Source organism: Burkholderia sp. BKH01 (assembly GCF_025685725.1).
In the GTDB taxonomy this organism is placed as follows: domain Bacteria; phylum Pseudomonadota; class Gammaproteobacteria; order Burkholderiales; family Burkholderiaceae; genus Burkholderia; species Burkholderia pyrrocinia_C.
This window is the reverse complement of sequence record NZ_JAOTQT010000024.1, coordinates 1-16,828: the sequence shown is the minus strand read 5'-3', so window position 1 is coordinate 16,828 and position 16,828 is coordinate 1. Positions and strand designations below refer to the sequence as shown.

At 68.5% G+C, this 16,828-nt stretch carries 15 protein-coding genes and 1 pseudogene; 3 read left to right on the top strand and 13 right to left on the bottom strand.

Annotated elements, in window-relative coordinates; genetic code table 11:
- Nucleotides 1–97: 97 nt before the first annotated feature.
- Nucleotides 98–241, top strand: coding sequence for a hypothetical protein (locus OEJ37_RS27050; protein WP_165948077.1), 144 nt, complete (start codon nucleotides 98–100; stop codon nucleotides 239–241).
- A gap of 102 nt (nucleotides 242–343) precedes the next feature.
- Here the strand turns inward: OEJ37_RS27050 and OEJ37_RS27045 are convergent, their stop codons facing one another.
- The 8 genes from OEJ37_RS27045 to panE all read right to left on the bottom strand — a co-directional run bounded on the left by OEJ37_RS27045 (nucleotide 344) and on the right by panE (nucleotide 9,629).
- Entirely contained in the window at nucleotides 344–1,102 is a 759-nt protein-coding gene (locus OEJ37_RS27045; RefSeq protein ID WP_263347289.1) for an SDR family oxidoreductase, read from the bottom strand.
- Complete coding sequence (locus OEJ37_RS27040) at nucleotides 1,099–2,646, bottom strand: FGGY-family carbohydrate kinase (protein WP_175918319.1); 1,548 nt, start codon at nucleotides 2,644–2,646, stop codon at nucleotides 1,099–1,101. Before OEJ37_RS27040 ends, OEJ37_RS27045 begins: the two co-directional genes overlap by 4 nt.
- Before the next feature lie 29 nt (nucleotides 2,647–2,675).
- Entirely contained in the window at nucleotides 2,676–3,764 is a 1,089-nt protein-coding gene (locus tag OEJ37_RS27035) for an alcohol dehydrogenase catalytic domain-containing protein (RefSeq protein WP_263347286.1), read from the bottom strand.
- 46 nt (nucleotides 3,765–3,810) lie between these two features.
- The gene (locus tag OEJ37_RS27030) at nucleotides 3,811–4,821 is read right to left on the bottom strand and encodes an ABC transporter permease (RefSeq protein ID WP_263347283.1); all 1,011 of its coding nucleotides are present in this window, start codon (nucleotides 4,819–4,821) and stop codon (nucleotides 3,811–3,813) included.
- Nucleotides 4,808–6,328 (bottom strand): sugar ABC transporter ATP-binding protein, encoded by a 1,521-nt coding sequence (locus OEJ37_RS27025; protein ID WP_175947756.1) that lies wholly within the window; start codon nucleotides 6,326–6,328, stop codon nucleotides 4,808–4,810. Before OEJ37_RS27025 ends, OEJ37_RS27030 begins: the two co-directional genes overlap by 14 nt.
- 62 nt (nucleotides 6,329–6,390) lie before the next feature.
- Complete coding sequence (locus tag OEJ37_RS27020; RefSeq protein WP_174421927.1) at nucleotides 6,391–7,329, bottom strand: substrate-binding domain-containing protein; 939 nt, start codon at nucleotides 7,327–7,329, stop codon at nucleotides 6,391–6,393.
- 119 nt (nucleotides 7,330–7,448) lie between these two features.
- Complete coding sequence (locus OEJ37_RS27015) at nucleotides 7,449–8,408, bottom strand: AraC family transcriptional regulator (RefSeq protein WP_174421928.1); 960 nt, start codon at nucleotides 8,406–8,408, stop codon at nucleotides 7,449–7,451.
- 273 nt (nucleotides 8,409–8,681) lie between these two features.
- The gene (panE, locus tag OEJ37_RS27010; RefSeq protein ID WP_263347278.1) at nucleotides 8,682–9,629 is read right to left on the bottom strand and encodes a 2-dehydropantoate 2-reductase; all 948 of its coding nucleotides are present in this window, start codon (nucleotides 9,627–9,629) and stop codon (nucleotides 8,682–8,684) included.
- Between the two features lie 251 nt (nucleotides 9,630–9,880).
- Here panE and OEJ37_RS27005 point away from each other — a divergent pair, with 251 nt between their 5' ends.
- On the top strand, nucleotides 9,881–11,434 hold the full coding sequence (locus tag OEJ37_RS27005) for a methyl-accepting chemotaxis protein (RefSeq protein ID WP_174421930.1): 1,554 nt from the start codon (nucleotides 9,881–9,883) through the stop codon (nucleotides 11,432–11,434).
- A 25-nt stretch (nucleotides 11,435–11,459) separates the two neighbouring features.
- On the opposite strand, the gene OEJ37_RS27000 is transcribed toward OEJ37_RS27005, so the two are convergent.
- Nucleotides 11,460–12,137 (bottom strand): response regulator transcription factor, encoded by a 678-nt coding sequence (locus tag OEJ37_RS27000; protein ID WP_174421938.1) that lies wholly within the window; start codon nucleotides 12,135–12,137, stop codon nucleotides 11,460–11,462.
- A gap of 379 nt (nucleotides 12,138–12,516) precedes the next feature.
- On the opposite strand from OEJ37_RS27000, the gene OEJ37_RS26995 reads away from it, so the two are divergent.
- Entirely contained in the window at nucleotides 12,517–13,008 is a 492-nt protein-coding gene (locus tag OEJ37_RS26995; RefSeq protein ID WP_263347275.1) for a hypothetical protein, read from the top strand.
- A 22-nt stretch (nucleotides 13,009–13,030) separates the two neighbouring features.
- Here OEJ37_RS26995 and OEJ37_RS26990 read toward each other — a convergent pair whose 3' ends face one another.
- From OEJ37_RS26990 to OEJ37_RS26975, 4 genes and pseudogenes are all read right to left on the bottom strand, one after another.
- The gene (locus OEJ37_RS26990) at nucleotides 13,031–13,537 is read right to left on the bottom strand and encodes a hypothetical protein (RefSeq protein WP_263347272.1); all 507 of its coding nucleotides are present in this window, start codon (nucleotides 13,535–13,537) and stop codon (nucleotides 13,031–13,033) included.
- 84 nt (nucleotides 13,538–13,621) lie between these two features.
- Nucleotides 13,622–15,028: a sigma 54-interacting transcriptional regulator gene (locus tag OEJ37_RS26985; protein WP_411859290.1), complete on the bottom strand. Its 1,407-nt coding sequence runs from the start codon at nucleotides 15,026–15,028 to the stop codon at nucleotides 13,622–13,624.
- Between the two features lie 174 nt (nucleotides 15,029–15,202).
- Nucleotides 15,203–15,787, bottom strand: a complete 585-nt coding sequence (locus OEJ37_RS26980; RefSeq protein WP_263347270.1) for a hypothetical protein — start codon at nucleotides 15,785–15,787, stop codon at nucleotides 15,203–15,205.
- A 156-nt stretch (nucleotides 15,788–15,943) separates the two neighbouring features.
- A pseudogene (locus OEJ37_RS26975) lies at nucleotides 15,944–16,828 on the bottom strand (chemotaxis protein CheA); the annotation flags it as partial.

The following is a 16,828-nucleotide window of genomic DNA, read 5'->3' as shown; positions in this document are numbered from 1 at the left end:
CCGCAAGAATCCCGCTGCAAACGCTCGCCCGATTGCCTATAACGGAGACGAGGCGCACCCTCCGCGCCGCCGCCGTCACGCATTGCACGAGCCCTCCATGACCGACCACACGACCCCGACGCCCGAGCCACCGGCCGACCCGAACCGCGATCCGGAAGACGACCCGCTGTCGTCGCCGCCGGGTCATCACCACGACAACCCGCAGCAACCGGACGGACCGCCGAGCAAAGACCCGGTCTAGCCGCACGTCGGCCATTCCGCACATTCGCCCCTATTTCCCGTCATGCGCGGTCGACGGCAGCCGGCCGCCCGTCACCCATCACCCGTCACCGCATGACTTGGCCTATCGCGCCGTATACCCGCCGTCGATCGGCAGCGACACGCCACTGATCATCGACGCCGCATCGCTCAGCAAAAACAGGATCGGCTCGACGACCTCGTCCGGCTCCGCAAATCGCCCGAGCGGAATCGCCGCCAGCATCGGCGCGCGCTTCTCCGGTTCGCTCCACGCGAACCGCGCCATCGGCGTGAGCGTGACGGTCGGGTTCGCGCTGTTCACACGAATGCCGTGCGGCCCGAGTTCGATGCACAGCACGCGCGTGATCGCGTCCATCGCCGCCTTCGACGCACAATAGCTCAGATGCGCGGGCAAGCCGACGAGCGCGGCCTGGCTCGATACGTTGACGATGCTGCCCCGCGCATGCGTGGCGCCGCGTCCGTCGCGCACGATCATCTTCCGTGCAACCGCCCGCGCCACGAGTGCCGCGCCGCGCGCATTGACGGCCATCACGCGGTCGAAATGCTGGGCGCTGACCTCGAGCGCCGGTTCGAGCGACGCGATCCCCGCGCAATTGACGAGGCCGTCGAACGCATCGTGCGCGGCGAGCGCGGCATCGATCGCGTGTTCGTCGCCGCCGACATCGATGCGCAACGTATCGCATGCAGTCTCGCCGGCCAGTGCATCGAGGGCGGCCATGTCACGCCCTGCCGCGACGACCTGCGCGCCCGCCTGCGTCAGCGCAACCGCGCATGCGCGCCCGATGCCGCTCGATGCACCCGTGACGAGCATCCGCGAACCGCTGAAATCGAATCGTGTCTTCATGATGGCGTATGCAGCTCGTGCATGATCGGCTTGAGTGCCGGATACAGCGCCGTATAGAGCGCGAAGCGCGCCGCATACGCTTTCGCGCGTTCGGCATCGGGTCGCGCGCGCTCGACAAGCGTGACCCAACCGCCCTGCGCGTCGCCGTGCGACACGAGCCCTGCCCCGACACCCGCGAGCAGCGCGGCGCCCATCGCCGCTTCGACGTCCTGCTCGATCGTCCACACCGGAAAGCCCGTCACGTCCGCGATGATCTGCATCCACAGCGCCGAATGCGCGGCCCCGCCGACGACGATCAGCCGGTCGTCCAGCGCCACCGCCCCGCGGCGGCCGGCCTCGATGTTGTGTCGCAATGCGAACGCGATACCTTCGAGCACCGCGCGATAAAGGTGCGCCCGCGTATGCGCGAGACTCAGCCCGACGAATGCGCCGCTCGCCTTCGCATCCCACACCGGGCTGCGCTCGCCCATCAGGTACGGCAGGAACAGCACGCCGTCGGCACCGGCCGGCACGCGTTCGGCCGCCTCCTCGAGCAGCACGTGCGGATCGCCGTGCGGCAGCACGCGCGCCGCATCGATTTCCGCATGACAGAACTGGTCGCGAAACCACGCGACCGACGCGCCGGCCGTGATCGCACCGCCGAACACGTACAGGTCGCGCTGCCCGTCGAACACGTGCGGCATGCTGACGAGCCCGTGCCGCGCATCGACGTGCCGGTTCACGTAGCCCCAGCACATGCTGGTGCCGATCATCGCGACATGCTGCCCGATGCGCGTCGCGCCGGCCGCGAAGGTCGCGACGGCCGCATCGACGCCGCCCGCGACCACGGGCGTGCCGGCCGGCAGCCCGAGCTGCTCGGTCCACTGCGACAGCAGCCCGCCGACGATCTCCGTCGAATCGACGAGCCGCTCGGGCATCATCGTCGCCGGAATGCCGAGCATGTCGAGCGCGTCGTCGGACCACTCGCGGCGCGCGACGTCGTACACGCCGCCGATATTGCCGGCCGAGCTGTGATCGACCGCGACCTCGCCGGTCAGCAGGTAGATCACGTACGCGTTCGGCGGCAGGAAATAGCGCACGTTCGCCCACACGTCCGGCCGCTGGTCGCGCAGCCACAGCATCTTCGTGAAGCCGTAGTAGCTGTCGACGCCGTTGCCCGTGATCACGCGCAGCCGCTCGACGTTCACGTGCTCGCCGACCCAATCGACTTGCGCGGTCGCGCGCCGGTCCATCCAGATCAGGCACGGATGCAGCGGCCGCATGTCGCTGTCGACCGGAATACCCGAGCCGCCGTACAGGCTGCTCACGCACAGCGCGCGGATCGCGTCGGCCGGCACGCCCTGCGCGCGCGCGTCGCTCACGCAGCCCGCGACGCATTCGAGCACCGCGTCGAACCACACCTGCGGCCACTGCTCGGCCCACAGCGGGCGCGGCGTGTCGGGCTGGTAGCCGGCCGAGCGCCGCGCGACGATCGTGCCGTGCCGGTCGACGAGCAGCGCCTTGGTGCTCTGCGTGCCGATATCGACGCCTATCACGTATTCCATGATGTCTCCGGTGAGGTGCACACCGGCCGTCAACGGGCCGGCTTCAGCAGCACCTTGATCGATTCGGGCGATTTCGCGACGCGGATCGCGTCGTCCCAGTCCTCGAGCGCGAAACCGTGCGTGACGATGCCTTTCGACGTGACGAGCCCGCGCGCGAGCAGGTCGATCGCGACCGGATAGCAGTATGGCCCGAGGTGCGCGCCGCGCACATCGAGCTCCTTGCGATCGCCGATGATCGACCAGTCGACGGTCGCGTCCTCGCCGAACACGCTGAATTCGACGAAGCGGCCGAGCTTGCGGATCAGGTCGAGCCCCTGGTTCACGCCGACCGGCGCGCCGGTCGTCTCGATGTACACGTCGCAGCCGTAGCCGTCGGTCAGCGCGCGGACGATCTCGCGTGCATCGTCACGCTGCGGGTTGATCGTCACGTCGGCGCCGAACTCGCGCGCGAGTTCGAGCCGTTCGTCGATCAGGTCGATCACGACGAGTTTCTTCGGCGTCTTCAGGTGTGCGACCTGCGTCATCATCAGCCCGAGCGGGCCCGCGCCCGCGATCACGACGACGTCGTCGAGCTGGACGTCGCCGCGGTTCACCGTATGGATCGCGCACGACAGCGGCTCGATGATCGCGGCATCTTCGAGCGATACGCCGAGCGGAATCTTGTGGACGATCGCGGTCGGCGGAATGCGCATGTATTCGGCCATCCCGCCGTCGGCGACCTCGCGCTGGAAGCCGAAGATGTTGTGCACTTCGCACATCCAGTACTGCCCCGACTTGCAATAGCGGCACTTGCCGCACGGCACGATCTGCTCGGCGATCACGCGATCGCCCAACGCCACGCCGAAATGCTCGGCCGCGCGGTCGCCGAGCGCTTCGACATGGCCGAAAAATTCATGGCCGGGAATCACGGGCGCCTTCACCCACGGGTTCGGGCCGCCCCAGAACATCTTCGCGCCCGTATAGCACTTGCAGTCGCTCGCGCAGATCCCGCACGCGGCGATGCGGATCACGAGCTCATTCGCGCCGGGGCGCGGCTTCGCGACCTGTTCGACGCGATAGTCCTCGGGGCCGTGGCAGACGACCGCGGTCATCCGCGGCTGGGCTTCGGGTGTCGTCATGAGTTGTCTCTTTCGTTGATGATTCGGATGTCTGATCGATCACGCGTCAACGCGATCGTTCTCGGCTGATATAGATCGCGAGCAGGATGATTCCGCCCTTGATCACGTTCTGCACATACGGGTTCACGCCGATCATGTTCAGCCCGTTGTTGAGCACGCCGAGCAGCAGCGCACCGACCAGCGTGCCGAGGATCGCGCCGCGCCCGCCGGAGATCGACGTGCCGCCCATCACGACGGCCGCGATCGCGTCGAGTTCGAAGCCCACGCCCGCGTTCGGCTGCCCGCTCATCAGCCGGCCCGTCAGCACGATCGCGGCGAGCGCCGACGTGAGCCCGGCCAGCGTGTAGACGATCAGCTTCACGCGTGCCACGCGCACGCCGGTAAGCCGCGTCGCCTGCTCGTTGCCGCCGATCGCATACACGTAGCGGCCGAACGGCATCCGATCGAGCAGCAGCCACGCGATCGCGTAGACCACCAGCATGATCAGCACGGGCGCCTGGATGCCGAGCACCTTGCCGCTGCCGAAGAACGCAACCCAGTCGGGCAGCCCGTCGATCGGATAACCGCCCGTGTAGATCAGCGCGAGGCCGCGCGCGATGCCCATCGTCGCGAGCGTGACGATGATCGGCGGCATCCCCGCGAACGCGACGAACACGCCGTTCAGGAAGCCGAACCCGAAGCCGACTGCAATACCGATCGCGAGCGCGGCGACCGCGTTGACGCCCGCGACCATCAGCCCGGCTGCAAGCGTGCCCGACAGCGCCATCACCGAGCCGACCGACAGGTCGATCCCGCCCGTCAGGATCACGCAGGTCATGCCGACCGCGATGATCGCGTTGATCGACACCTGGCGCAGCACGTTCTCGAGGTTCGCGGCGGACAAGAAGCTCGGGCTCGCGATCATCATCGCGATGCACACGACGACGAGGCCGACGAGCGGATAGAACAGCGTCGAGCGCCGCAACTGCGCCCACATCGCGCGTGGCGGCGAATCGCCGTTTCCGGCGTTGGCCGCGAGCGTCGTGGAGGGCGTGGAAGAAGAATCAGGCAGGTTCATGGGTCGCTCCTCGCGTGCCGGCCGTGGCATGGGTCATGACCGTGTCGGGATCGATCTCGTCGCCTTCGAGCGTCGCCTCGATGCGGCCCTGCCGGAACACGGCGACGCGATCGCACATGCCGACGATTTCCGGCAGCTCGGACGAGATCATGATGATGGCGTAGCCGCGCGCGGTGAGTTCGCGCATCAGCCCGTAGATTTCCGCTTTCGCGCCGACGTCGATGCCGCGCGTCGGCTCGTCGAAGATCAGCACCGACGTGTGATGGTTCAGCCAGCGCGCGATCACGACCTTCTGCTGGTTGCCGCCGGACAACGTCGCGACCTCGGTGTGGATCGACGGCGCCTTCACGCCGACGCGTCGCATCACGTCGTGCGTCGCGCGCGCCTCGCCGCGGCGGTCGATCAGCCAGCGCATCGACCGATACTTGCCGAGGTTGTTCAGCGAGATGTTGTCGCGGATCGAGAACGACGTGACGAGCCCTTCCGTCTTGCGGCTTTCCGGCAGGATGCCGATGCCCGCGCGCAGCGCGTCGGCCGGATCGCCGAGCTTCGCCGCCGCGCCGCGCACGCGCACGTCCTTGCGGTGCGCTCGCGTCGCGCCGATTACCGCGAGCGCGGTTTCCGTGCGGCCCGAACCGACGAGCCCGGCAAAGCCGAGGATCTCGCCGGCCCGCAGCGCAAAGCGGTTCACCGGGCCGTCGCGCTCGATCTGCAGCGCATCGACTTCGAGCACGGCCGGCGCGTCGGCCGGCAGCGCGGGCTTCGGCGGAAAGCTGCTTTCGATCCGGCGGCCGACCATCATCCGCACGAGCTGTTCGACGTCCGTGCGCGCGACGTCGGTCGTCGCGACGTACTGGCCGTCGCGCAGCACCGTGATGCGATCGCACACCGCGAAGATCTCGTCGAGATGATGCGAGATGAAGATCATCGCGACGCCCTGCCGCTTCAGCTCGCGCATGATCGCGAACAGGTGCTCGGCCTCGGCCGGCGTGAGCGTGGCGGTCGGTTCGTCGAGAATCAGGATGCGCGCGTCGAGCGACAGCGCCTTGCCGATCTCGACGAACTGCTGCTGCGCGACCGACAGCGCACGGATTGGCGCATCGAGATCGATCGACACGCCGAGCCGCGCGAAGATCGCGGCCGCCGCGCGGCGCATCCGTGCCCGGTCGCGCGCGCCCCAGCGCGTGCGCAGCTCGCGGCCGAGGAACAGGTTGTCGACGGCGTCCAGGTGCGGGATCAGGCTGAATTCCTGGAACACGATGCCGACGCCCGCCGCGACCGCCTCGTGATAATTCGCGAAATGGCGCGCGGTGCCGTCGATTTCGATCGTACCGGCATCCGGTTGATGGATGCCGCACAGGATCTTCATCAGCGTCGACTTGCCCGCGCCGTTCTCGCCGAGCAGCGCGTGGATCTCGCCGCGCGCAATCTCGAGATGAATGTCGGACAGCGCCTTCACGCCCGGAAAACGCTTCGTGATGTGGCTGAGCCTGAGTATCGTTTCCATCGGCTTCTCCGTGCGAAGGGCGCCGGCCATGCCGCCGCCCTTCGCGTCGCATCGCACGTCGTTCACCAGCTGAAGCCCTTCGCGTTGCTGCGATCGACGACCTTCACGTCGACCGGGATCGCCTTCGGCACCGTCGCGCCCCACTTGCGCGCGATCGCGATGCCGAGCGCGATGCGCACCTGGTCGGCCGGGAACTGCGCGGTCGTCTCGATGAACTTCGAGTTCGGTTTCTGGATCGCGGCGATCGCCTCGGGCGCACCGTCGACGCTGGTCAGCTTGATGTCCTTGCCGGAACCCTCGATCGCCGCGAGCGCGCCCATCGAGCCGCCGTCGTTCACGCTGAAGATGCCCTTCAGGTTCGGATGCGCGGAGATCATGTTTTCGGTGACCGACAGCGCGGTCGCGCGCTCCTGCTTGCCGTTCTGAGTGTCGACGAGCTTCACGTTCGGGAATTTCGCGAGCCCGGCCTTGCAGCCGCGCACGCGTTCGAGGATCGGCACGACCGGAATGCCGTCGAGGATCGCGACCTCGCCGCTGCCGCCGATCGCCTTCGCGAGGTATTCGCACGACATCACGCCCGCGTCGTAGTTCTTCGAGCCGACGAACGAATCGACCGGGCCGTTCGCGTTCGCATCGACGGCGACGACCACCGCGCCGGCCTTCTTCGCCTGCGTGATCGCCGACTGGATGCCGGTCGAATCGGTCGGGTTCACGAGCAGGATGTCGATCTTCTTCTGCAGCATGTCCTCGACGTCGCTCACCTGCTTGCTGACGTCGTGATGCGCGTCGGTCACGACGACCTGCGCGCCGATCGACGTGGCCGCATCGTTCAGCGCCTTCTGCATCGTCACGAAATACGGGTTGTTCAATTCCTGGAACGTCATGCCGATCCGCAGCGGCGCGGCATGCGCGGCGGCTGCGGGCAGCAAGGCCGCGAACGCGGCAAGGGTCGCCATCCGGGCGGCGCGGCTGAATGATGAAGCGGGCGATGCGTGCGTCATGACGGTGTCTCCATTTATGTGCGGCTTTTTCGAGGTTGAACGAGCCCCTCGCGACGTGAGCGACGCGATCGGCTTGGGTGAAACGGCGTGGAACAGTCAGGCGGGCGGCGGCCCGGCGATCATCCGGGCTGCGGCGCGAGTTCGGGCGCGCCGGGCGTCAGCACACGCGGCGGCATCGGGTTGCCGGTGGGCGCCGCGTGCAGCGCGAGTTCGCGGCTGCGCGCGTTCAGGCGCTGCAGCGCACGGAACTCGGACGGCGCCATCCCCTTCACCGAGCGGAACTGGCGGTTGAAGTTCGATACGTTGTTGAAGCCGGACTGGAAGCAGATGTCGGTGATGTTCGCGTCGTCGGCAAGCAGCATCTGGCACGCGGATTCGATCCGCAGCCGGTTCACGTACTGGACGAACGGCATGCCGGTCTGGCGGTGGAACGCGCGCGAGAATGCGCTGACGCTCTGCCCGGTCAGTTGCGCGAGTTCGGACTCGCGCAGCTCGGATGCGAGGTTCTTGCCGATATACGACAGCGCGTGGCTGAGCCGCGTCGGCGTGACGTCCGCCTGGTCGTATGCGGGGCTCGCGAGCAGCGTGCGTTCGTCGGCGCCGCAAAGCCGTTCGAGGATCGTCATGAACAGCGCGATGCGGCGCATGCCGCGCGCGGCCAGCAGTTCGTCGAACAGCGGCGCGATCGCGGCGCTCGTCGCATCGTCGAAGCCGACACCGCGCCGCGCGTCGTCGAGCAGCGCCTGCGCATCGCGGCATTCGGGAAACGCGTCCATGCAGCGGCGCACGAACGCCGGGGCGAACTGGATCACGAGGTTGCGACGCTCGACGGTTTCACCTTCGGCCATGTCGCTGACCCAGTTGTGCGGCAGGTTCGGGCCGAGCAGCACGAGATGGCCGGGGCCAAACGAGCCGATGTGATCGCCGACGAAATACTTGCCGCGCGTCGCGACGATCAGGTGCAGTTCGAATTCGGGATGGAAATGCCAGCGGATCGTGCGATACGGGTAGCCGTGCGACCAGACCTTGAACGACTCGTCGCGTCGCACTTCGACCACTTCGAGATCGGGGTGCATCATGTTGGCGTCTCCATTCCCATGTATTGCTGGCCGGCCTGTTCGGCTGTTCGCTCGTGCGCCGCATGTTTCGCGTGTTTCGTGCGGCGACGCGACCGGTCGCATGGGAAGCAATGTAGGTCGATCGCGCGCGCGGCTCCACCAACTTTACGCCTGATTTCCGATACTTTTTTGCACTTTCCGGCCGCAAACGGCGCTGGACGGCAAATTTGTGCAGCGCGCAACGGCACCGGGCGGCCAGCCGCCGGGCCGGTGCGATGCGCGCGCGCCGATGGTTTACGCGGCTGCGTGCTCGCGCGCCGTGCGCACCTCGTACGTCTTCAGGTGGTTGTATGCGATCCGCAGCAGCGACAGCGCATCGGCCGCCTGCGGGTCGCGGCGTGCGAGCAGGTCGCCGATCACGTGATCGGCTTCGACGCGCGCATGGTTCTCGACGTCGCGCAGCATCGACGCGGTCAGCGGCGACGGCGTCAGCACCATCCGCTGCATCCGCTCGATCGCCGCCGGGTCGGGCCGTTGGCCGTTGTATTCGGCGATCGCACGGCATTCGCCGAGCATCGTCTCGAGCAGGCGGCGGCCGTCCGGCGCGGCGAGAATGTCGCCGATCGAGCCGCGGAACAGCGACGTGCTCGCGGCGAGCGTCGCGAGGAATACCCACTTTTCCCACATCCGCGCGGCGATGTCGTCGCTGAGCGTCGCGTCGAAGCCCGCGCCGCCGAGCACGTCGGCCACCGCGCGCACGCGCGGCGACTCGCCTCCCGCGAGTTCGCCGAACGACACGCCGTGCGTGTCGTTCAGGTGCACGATGCGCTGCTCGCGATCGAGCGTCGCCGCGATCACGCACAGCCCGCCGAGCACCTGCGCCGCACCGAACCGGTCGCGCAGCACGTCGAGATGGCGCATCCCGTTGAGCATCGGCAGGATCAGCGTGTGCGGCCCGACGAACGGCGCGAACGACGCGATCGCATCGTCGAGGCTGTACGCCTTGCAACTGAGCAGCACGAGGTCGAACGGCGCGACCCCGGCGCCGGCGTCGCCCGCGCGCACGGTCTGCACGTTCGCGAGCGTCAGGTCGCCGCGCGGGCTGCGGATCAGCAGCCCGTCGCGCGCCAGCGCGGCCGCGCGACCGTCGCGCACCAGGAACGTCACGTCGCGCCCCGCCGCGGCCAGCCGGCCGCCGAAGTATCCGCCGACCGCGCCGGCCCCTACCACCAGAATTCGCATCGTTGCCTCCTTTCGGTTTCATTCGGCGCCGCGCCGCCGCCAACACGGGCGCCCGACGCGCGCAATCGATCCGACAGTATAGCGATGCCCGTTATGCATATGCATAGATACCCGTGCCGACGTCGAAGGCATGAGCGGCCGCGCCGTCTCTAGGGGATTTCCCGCCTACGGCGAAGCGTGTCGCGCGCCGTCAAGATACTTATCCCGTCACGCCGTTCCGGTGAGCATCCTCGACTGACCGACCCCATACCATGCGCAACCTTTCCCTGAATCAGAAACTCGCCTCGATGATCGTCATCCTGTGGCTCGGCCTGCTCGTGATCGCCGGGCTCGGCGCGTGGCAGACGCGCGCATCGATGATCGCGGACCGCCGCGACCAGCTCGCGTCGCTGATCGCGCAGGCCGCGAGCGTGACCGACCATTACTACAAGCTGTCGCAGCAGAACGCGATGCCGGAGGCCGACGCAAAGCAGAAGGCGCTCGAGGCGATCGCCGCGATGCGCTACGGCGCCGACGGCTACATCTCCATCAACGACTCGAAGCCCGCGATCGTGATGCATCCGATCAAGGCCGAACTCAACGGCAAGGACATGTCGAATTTCACCGATCCGAACGGCAAGCACCTGTTCGTCGAGATCGTGAAGGCCGGCAACATGGAAGGCGGCAAGGGCTTCGTCGAGTATCTGTGGCCGAAGCCGGGCGCCGACAAGCCGCAGGAGAAAACCAGCGCCGTGCAGCGCTTCGCACCGTGGGACTGGTATCTGGTGACGGGCATGTACATGAACGACGTGCACTCGGCCGTGCTCGCGAGCATCGGCCGCTGGTTCGCGATGACGGCCGTGCTCGGCGCGATCGCGACCGCCGTGATGGTGCTGGTGCTGAAAAGCGTGCGCGCCAGCCTCGGCGGCGAGCTCGAGGTCGCGCTCGACGCCGCGCAGCGCATCGCGCAGGGCGACCTGACCGCGCGCGTCGCCGTGAAGCAGGACGATCGCGGCAGCCTGCTGCATGCGCTGCACACGATGCAGGGCGGGCTGATCGACATGGTGTCGCGCGTGCGGATGGGCACCGAGAACATCAACGTCGGCGCGAGCGAGATCGCGTCCGGCAACACGGACCTGTCGCAGCGCACCGAAGAACAGGCGGCCGCGCTCGTGCAGACCGCATCGAGCATGGACCAGATGACCGCGAACGTGAAGCAGAACGCGGACAGCGCCGCGCAGGCCGCATCGCTCGCCGGCGAGGCCGCACAGGTCGCGACGCGCGGCAGCGCGGTGGTCGACGACGTCGTGCGCACGATGCACGAGATCACCAGCCGTTCGCACAAGATCGGCGACATCATCGGCGTGATCGACGGCATCGCGTTCCAGACCAACATCCTCGCGCTGAACGCGGCCGTCGAAGCCGCGCGCGCGGGCGAACAGGGCCGCGGCTTCGCGGTGGTCGCGGCCGAAGTGCGCTCGCTCGCGCAACGCTCGGCGACGGCCGCCAAGGAGATCAAGTCGCTGATCGTGTCGTCGAACGAGACCGTCGAGCACGGTGCGGCGCTCGTCACGCACGCGGGCGAGACGATGGCCGAGCTCGTGCAGTCGGTGCGCCGCGTGAACGAGATTCTCGACGAAATCAGCCACGCGTCGCGCGAGCAAAGCGCCGGGATCGAGCAGGTCAATCGCGCGGTGGGCGAAATGGACCAGGTCACGCAGCAGAACGCGGCGCTCGTCGAACAGGCGGCCGCGGCCGCGCATTCGCTTCGCGATCAGGCCGAAGCGCTGCGCGACGCCGTTACGCGGTTCGCGTTGCCGGCCTGACGGCGCCCGCCCCGCACGCGCCTGCTCACGCCGAGCCGCCGGGCCGCCGCACGGCCGCCCCGGTGCCGAGCCCCAGCCCGGCCGCCCGCTGGATCAGCTCGACGTCGTTGTTCGCGCCGAGCTTCTTCATCGCGCTGATCTTCTGCGCGCTGACCGTCTGCTTGCCCTTGCTCAGGCGCTGCGCGATCGTCTTGATCGGCATGCCCGACAGATACAGGCGAATCACCTCGATCTCGCGCGCCGACAGCTTCACGTGCGCGTCGCCGCGCTCGTCGATCGCGTCGACCGCGCGCCTGACGCACGGCGACAGGTAGCGCCCGCCGCTGTAGCTCGAATGGATCGCCGTGACGATATGGCCGACTTCGTCGAACTTGCTGACGATGCTCACGCCGCCGATCGCGAGGATCGACCGGAAGATCAGCGGGTTCTCGTTCCCGACCAGCGCGACGATCCCAGCGTTCGGACGCGTGCGCCGCAGCCAGTCGAACAGCGCGAGGCCGTCCATCTGCTCGTCGCCGCGGATCGAATAGTCGACCAGCACGATGTCGCAGTCGACACCGCCGAGCGACGCAACCAGCTCGGCCGCGCTCCGGTAGACCGCGACGAGCTCGATCGCGCAGGCGCTGCCTGCGACCTGCTCGACTCCGGCCAGCGTCAACGGCCAGTCGTACGCGAAAACGATGCGAACATTGAATTTCCTCATGCGCAGTTCCTGGTGGTTCACCGGCCGTGCGGCGCGGAACGCACGCGGCCGGTTTGGCGTTGAAAGGATGTTCGGGATATTTTTATCCCGAAGATCGATTCTATGAAGCCGCGCGCGAGCGGGATATCGGACGGCATCGGGATCGGCCGCCAAGAACGTAATACGAGTTTGATATTTGCGCCGGGTCAGGCGCCCGGCATCAGCCGGATGGCCGGCATTGCGCCGCGCGCGGCCCTTGCGCCCCGCCAGCAGGTAAAATTGCAGCCTTTGCATGCCAATCCGGGCACCCGGCGGCAAGCGATGCGCCGATGACGGCCGCGCGCCACCGCCCTTTTACCGGCTGCCCATACTCCGGCTGCCCGTACTCCCAGCTTTCCTCATGACCGAATCCGACCTGCAATCCGACGACACCTCCATCCACGAAGACGGCCTCTGGCGCGACAACGGCTGGACCGCCCGCATCATCAAGAACGAAGACGACGACGGCTGGGCCGTCGAGATGATCAAGGACGGCGAGTCCGAACCCGCGCTCGTCGGGCCGTGGACCATGGGCCGCGACAAGAAGAACCCGAAGCCGATGGACGCGAACGCGTTCCGCACGCTCGTGAAGACTGCGACCGAGGTGCTGATGCGGCACGAGCAGCAGCGGCGCGCGATGCTGCACAAGGAAGTGTCGGTTCAGGGCGAGGACGGGCAGGAGGTGTCGGTGACGCTCGACATCGTGCCGGACGAGTTCGAGCCGTACGCGCAGCTCAAGGCGTTCGATCCGTACGGCGAGCTGCTGGCCGACGCGAAGGTATCGGCCGGATTCAAGCTCAGCAAGGCCAGCGCCGAGCGCTGGGTCGCGTCGGGCTTCGATCGGCCGGCCTGACCGGGCGCAGCGCGCCGCGCGATCAGGCGCCGGCGCCCTGCTGCGCGCGCTGCAGCCGGCGCACCGCCAGCTTGCGCCGCACGAGCTGCTCGAACTGCTGCGTCGCGACCTCCGGATCGCGCGCGGCCAGCCCGAGCGCGTTGCGCGCGAGTTGGATCGGCGTCAGCACGACGCCCCACGGCAACCCCCACCAGCCGAGCGTGGCCGATGCAAGCAGCGCGACCGCCTGCTTCTTGCGGCCGCAGCGGCGGCAGCACACGTGGCGCCGCGTCGCCCAGCGCGTGACGAACACCAGCGACACGACGCGATGCGACGCGTGAACGTCGACCGGATGCCCTTCGCGCAGGCAGATCGGGCACGGCCCGTACCGCCAGTCGTCGACGTACTGCCGGACCTTCGCGTCGGGCACCCGTTCGGCCTCGACGACGATCGGATGCGCGTGCGCGCACGCCGGACTGCAATAGCGGCGGCCGTCGATCGACTGCCCGCCGACCAGGAACGTCCTGCCGCAGTGACTGCACTCTGTCACGATAACCTCGGATAAGCGTGTTGCGCCGCGTGCCGGCCGCGCACGCATCGATGCGCCGGCGGTCCGGACGGGCCGTTTCTTGTTTTAACGGCCGCCGCCGCACGGTCTTGAGCGAACACGCGCCACCGCGCGTCCGCCGTGCAGCCCGTGCGCGGTCATCAGGCGGTATAGCGTCGCGCGCGAAATGCCCAGCTCCGCCGCGACATCCGCATGCCGGTAACGGTGACGCAGCAGCGTTTCCTCGATCGCGTGCCGTTCGGCCTGCCGGCGCACTTCGGCGAGCGTCGGCGGCTGCCGCGACGCGTACTGGTGCAGTTCGAGATCGGCGGCCGAGATCATCGGGCCGTTCGTCATCACGATCGCGAACCGGATCCGGTTGATCAGCTCGCGCACGTTGCCGGGCCACGGATAGTTGTGGATCGCCCCGACCGCGCACGGCATGAAGCCGCAAATCCGGTACGAACTGTCGCCGCGATAGCGCCGCAGCACGTCATCGGCGAGCAGCATGATGTCGCGACCGCGCACGCGCAGCGGCGGCTCGTCGATGCGCAGCACGCACAGGCGGTGGTACAGGTCGGCGCGGAACCGCCCCGCCTGCATCGCGGCCTCGAGATCGACGTGGGTCGCCGACACGATCCGCACGTCCACCGGGATCGACGCGTGAGCGCCGAGCCGCTCGATCTTGCCTTCCTGCAGGAACCGCAGCAGGCTCGCCTGGCTCTCGAACGGCATGTCGCCGATTTCGTCGAGAAACAGCGTGCCGCCATGCGCGGCCTCGATGCGGCCGATCTGGCGCTGGTGCGCGCCCGTGAACGCGCCGCGCTCGTGGCCGAACAGTTCGGCCTGCAGCAGCGTCGACGGAATGGCCGCGCAGTTCACGCCGACGAACGGCGCCGCGGCGCGCGCCGACTGCCGGTGGATCGCCGCCGCCGTCAGTTCCTTGCCGGTGCCCGATTCGCCGGCGATGAACACGGTGGTATCCGTGTTCGCGACCTTGCGGATCGTCGCGAACAGCCGGCGCATCGCGTCGCACGAGCCGATCATCGTGCCGCCGGGGGGCGGCGCCTCCGCGGCCGGGTCGCAGTCCACAAGCTTCAGCATCCCGTACGCATGGCCGACGAGATAACCGATCGTCGTGTAGGCCGTCGCGTTGCGCACGTAGTCGAAACAGCAGCGGCGGATCAGGCGCGCGATGGAAATGTCGCGCAACCGCTCGGCGTCGGCGAGCGCAACCCAGCCGACGCGCGGGTCACGCAGCAGCGCCTCGAACGAGGCGACGTCGGGCGACACGAAGCTGCCGAAATCGACGATGCCCGCATGCGGGCGGTTCGCCCTGACGAGGTTGAGTGCGTCCGCAACGGTTTTCGCGCGCCACACGTCCCAGCCGCGCAACGCGAGACAGTCGACGAGCGCGGCATCGTGCTGCTGCGACAGGTAGACGAGCGGCCGCGACGGCACGACATGGTTGCACCGGATGGCGAGGAACGGCATCTTGCCGGACTCCCGTTCGACATCCTGCGGGCCTGACACCCTCATCTGGAAGCAATGGTTCACGATGGCCTCGCCGTTTAGGGTTGTATGTCGGACGGCCGTTGCCGGATCGCATGTGACGGGGTCTCGTGGTCCCGCGGCGCGGCGCCGGCCTGTCCTCGGATTGATGTTTCGTTATCGGCAGAAAACGACGCGCTGCGTGTAGATCTGCGGCTCGACGACCGGCTTCGCCGCCCCGTTGAGATCGTCGCGATAGGCTCGGTAGGTCTTGCCGTTCACCGTTACGTCGGTCGCGCGGGCCGTCTCGATCCTGTCCAGCCCGTTGCGCCGCCACTCGCTCACCCGGTCTGCCGCCGACACGCGCGGCTCGCCGGCGATCTTCTGCGTGATCGCGCTGCCGTCGCTCCACGGCTGCGTCTGCATGTCCTCGGCGTGCTGCATCGCGCCGACCGTCTTGCCCGTCGGCGTCGGCCCGTTCTGCGCTGCGAACGGCGCGCCGCGGCCGTACACCGGCGATTGCCACGACGGCGCGTGACCTTCCTCGGGCATCATGTAAATCATCTGCGGGTCGCCGATCATCATCATCGGTGCGCATGCCGTGTTGTCGGGTCGGCCGAGCGTCGTCAGCGCCTGCTGGACGCTCGCGGCGTTCGCGACGGTCTGCTCGCTCAGGATGACGAAGACCGCGGGATTCTGAAAAACCGACTGCGCAGCGGCTTGCACGCCGACCAGCAGCAAAGCGACCAAAAAGATCCTCATGATTGAGGCCTCCTTGCATCCTCGTCAGGCAAAAAGAGGTGTTGACCTCGGGGATGGGACCAACACCCGTCAAATCGGCAACGACCGTCGCGCATCGGGTCCGAACGGCGGCCGTGCGACCGGCGTTCCGGTCGCACGGCGGCCCGACCCGCGTGCTTACGACGACGTGCTCGTCGAGATGACCGCCGGCGCCGGTACGGCCGGTGCAGCCGGTGCGGCCTGCTGGTCGACCGTGGCCGGCGGCAACGCCTTCGCCGGATCGGTCAACGCGGACATGTCGGCAGGCTGCGCAGGTGCGGCCGCGGATTCGACCGCGTCCGGCACCTTCGCGTCGGCGGCCGGCATGTCGGCGGCAGGCGCGGCAGCGGCAGGCTGAGCGGCTTGCGGCGCGGGCGCATCGGCAGCAGCTTGCAGCGCCGGCTCGGCGGCCTTCACCTCGGCCGCGGGCGCCGCGACGACGGCGGCGGCCTGCGTCGATTCGGCAGCCGGCGCGGCAGCGGCCTGCGCTGCGTTGTCGGTCGCAGCCGGCATCGGCTCCGGCGCCTTGTCGGCGACACGCTGCACGGGTTCGGGTGCCTTGTCGGCGACAGTCGGCGCAGGCTCGGACGGCTTGTCGGCGATGGCCGGCGCTGGCTCGGGTGCCTTGTCGGCAACGGCCGGTGCGGCGATGACGGCTGCCGCCGGCTCGGCTGCCATCGCGGCTGCCGGCACGACCGCGGCCGCGGGTGCGGCTGCGGCTGCGGCTGCGACAGCCGGTGCAGCAGCAACCGCAGGTACGGCAACGGCCGGTGCAGGCTCGGGCGCCTTGTCGGCGACGGTCGGTGCGGCGACGACGCCTGCCGCCGGCACGGCTGCCATCGCGGCTGCCGGCACGACCGCGGCTGCGGGTGCGGCTGCGACAGCCGGTGCAGCAGCAACCGCAGGTACGGCAACGGCTGGTGCAGGCTCGGGCGCCTTGTCGGCGACGGTCGGTGCGGCGACGACGGCTGCCGCCGGCACGGCTGCCATCGCGGCTGCCGGCACGACCGCGGCTGCGGGTGC

What these genes read in the sequence shown, in the direction of transcription:
- OEJ37_RS27050 (WP_165948077.1), top strand. Translation starts at nt 98, where the DNA reads ATGACCGACCACACGACCCCGACGCCCGAGCCACCGGCCGACCCGAAC.
- OEJ37_RS27045 (WP_263347289.1), bottom strand. Translation starts at nt 1,102, where the DNA reads ATGAAGACACGATTCGATTTCAGCGGTTCGCGGATGCTCGTCACGGGT.
- OEJ37_RS27040 (WP_175918319.1), bottom strand. Translation starts at nt 2,646, where the DNA reads ATGGAATACGTGATAGGCGTCGATATCGGCACGCAGAGCACCAAGGCG.
- OEJ37_RS27035 (WP_263347286.1), bottom strand. Translation starts at nt 3,764, where the DNA reads ATGACGACACCCGAAGCCCAGCCGCGGATGACCGCGGTCGTCTGCCAC.
- OEJ37_RS27030 (WP_263347283.1), bottom strand. Translation starts at nt 4,821, where the DNA reads ATGAACCTGCCTGATTCTTCTTCCACGCCCTCCACGACGCTCGCGGCC.
- OEJ37_RS27025 (WP_175947756.1), bottom strand. Translation starts at nt 6,328, where the DNA reads ATGGAAACGATACTCAGGCTCAGCCACATCACGAAGCGTTTTCCGGGC.
- OEJ37_RS27020 (WP_174421927.1), bottom strand. Translation starts at nt 7,329, where the DNA reads ATGACGCACGCATCGCCCGCTTCATCATTCAGCCGCGCCGCCCGGATG.
- OEJ37_RS27015 (WP_174421928.1), bottom strand. Translation starts at nt 8,408, where the DNA reads ATGATGCACCCCGATCTCGAAGTGGTCGAAGTGCGACGCGACGAGTCG.
- panE (WP_263347278.1), bottom strand. Translation starts at nt 9,629, where the DNA reads ATGCGAATTCTGGTGGTAGGGGCCGGCGCGGTCGGCGGATACTTCGGC.
- OEJ37_RS27005 (WP_174421930.1), top strand. Translation starts at nt 9,881, where the DNA reads ATGCGCAACCTTTCCCTGAATCAGAAACTCGCCTCGATGATCGTCATC.
- OEJ37_RS27000 (WP_174421938.1), bottom strand. Translation starts at nt 12,137, where the DNA reads ATGAGGAAATTCAATGTTCGCATCGTTTTCGCGTACGACTGGCCGTTG.
- OEJ37_RS26995 (WP_263347275.1), top strand. Translation starts at nt 12,517, where the DNA reads ATGACCGAATCCGACCTGCAATCCGACGACACCTCCATCCACGAAGAC.
- OEJ37_RS26985 (WP_411859290.1), bottom strand. Translation starts at nt 15,028, where the DNA reads ATGCCGTTCCTCGCCATCCGGTGCAACCATGTCGTGCCGTCGCGGCCG.
- OEJ37_RS26980 (WP_263347270.1), bottom strand. Translation starts at nt 15,787, where the DNA reads ATGAGGATCTTTTTGGTCGCTTTGCTGCTGGTCGGCGTGCAAGCCGCT.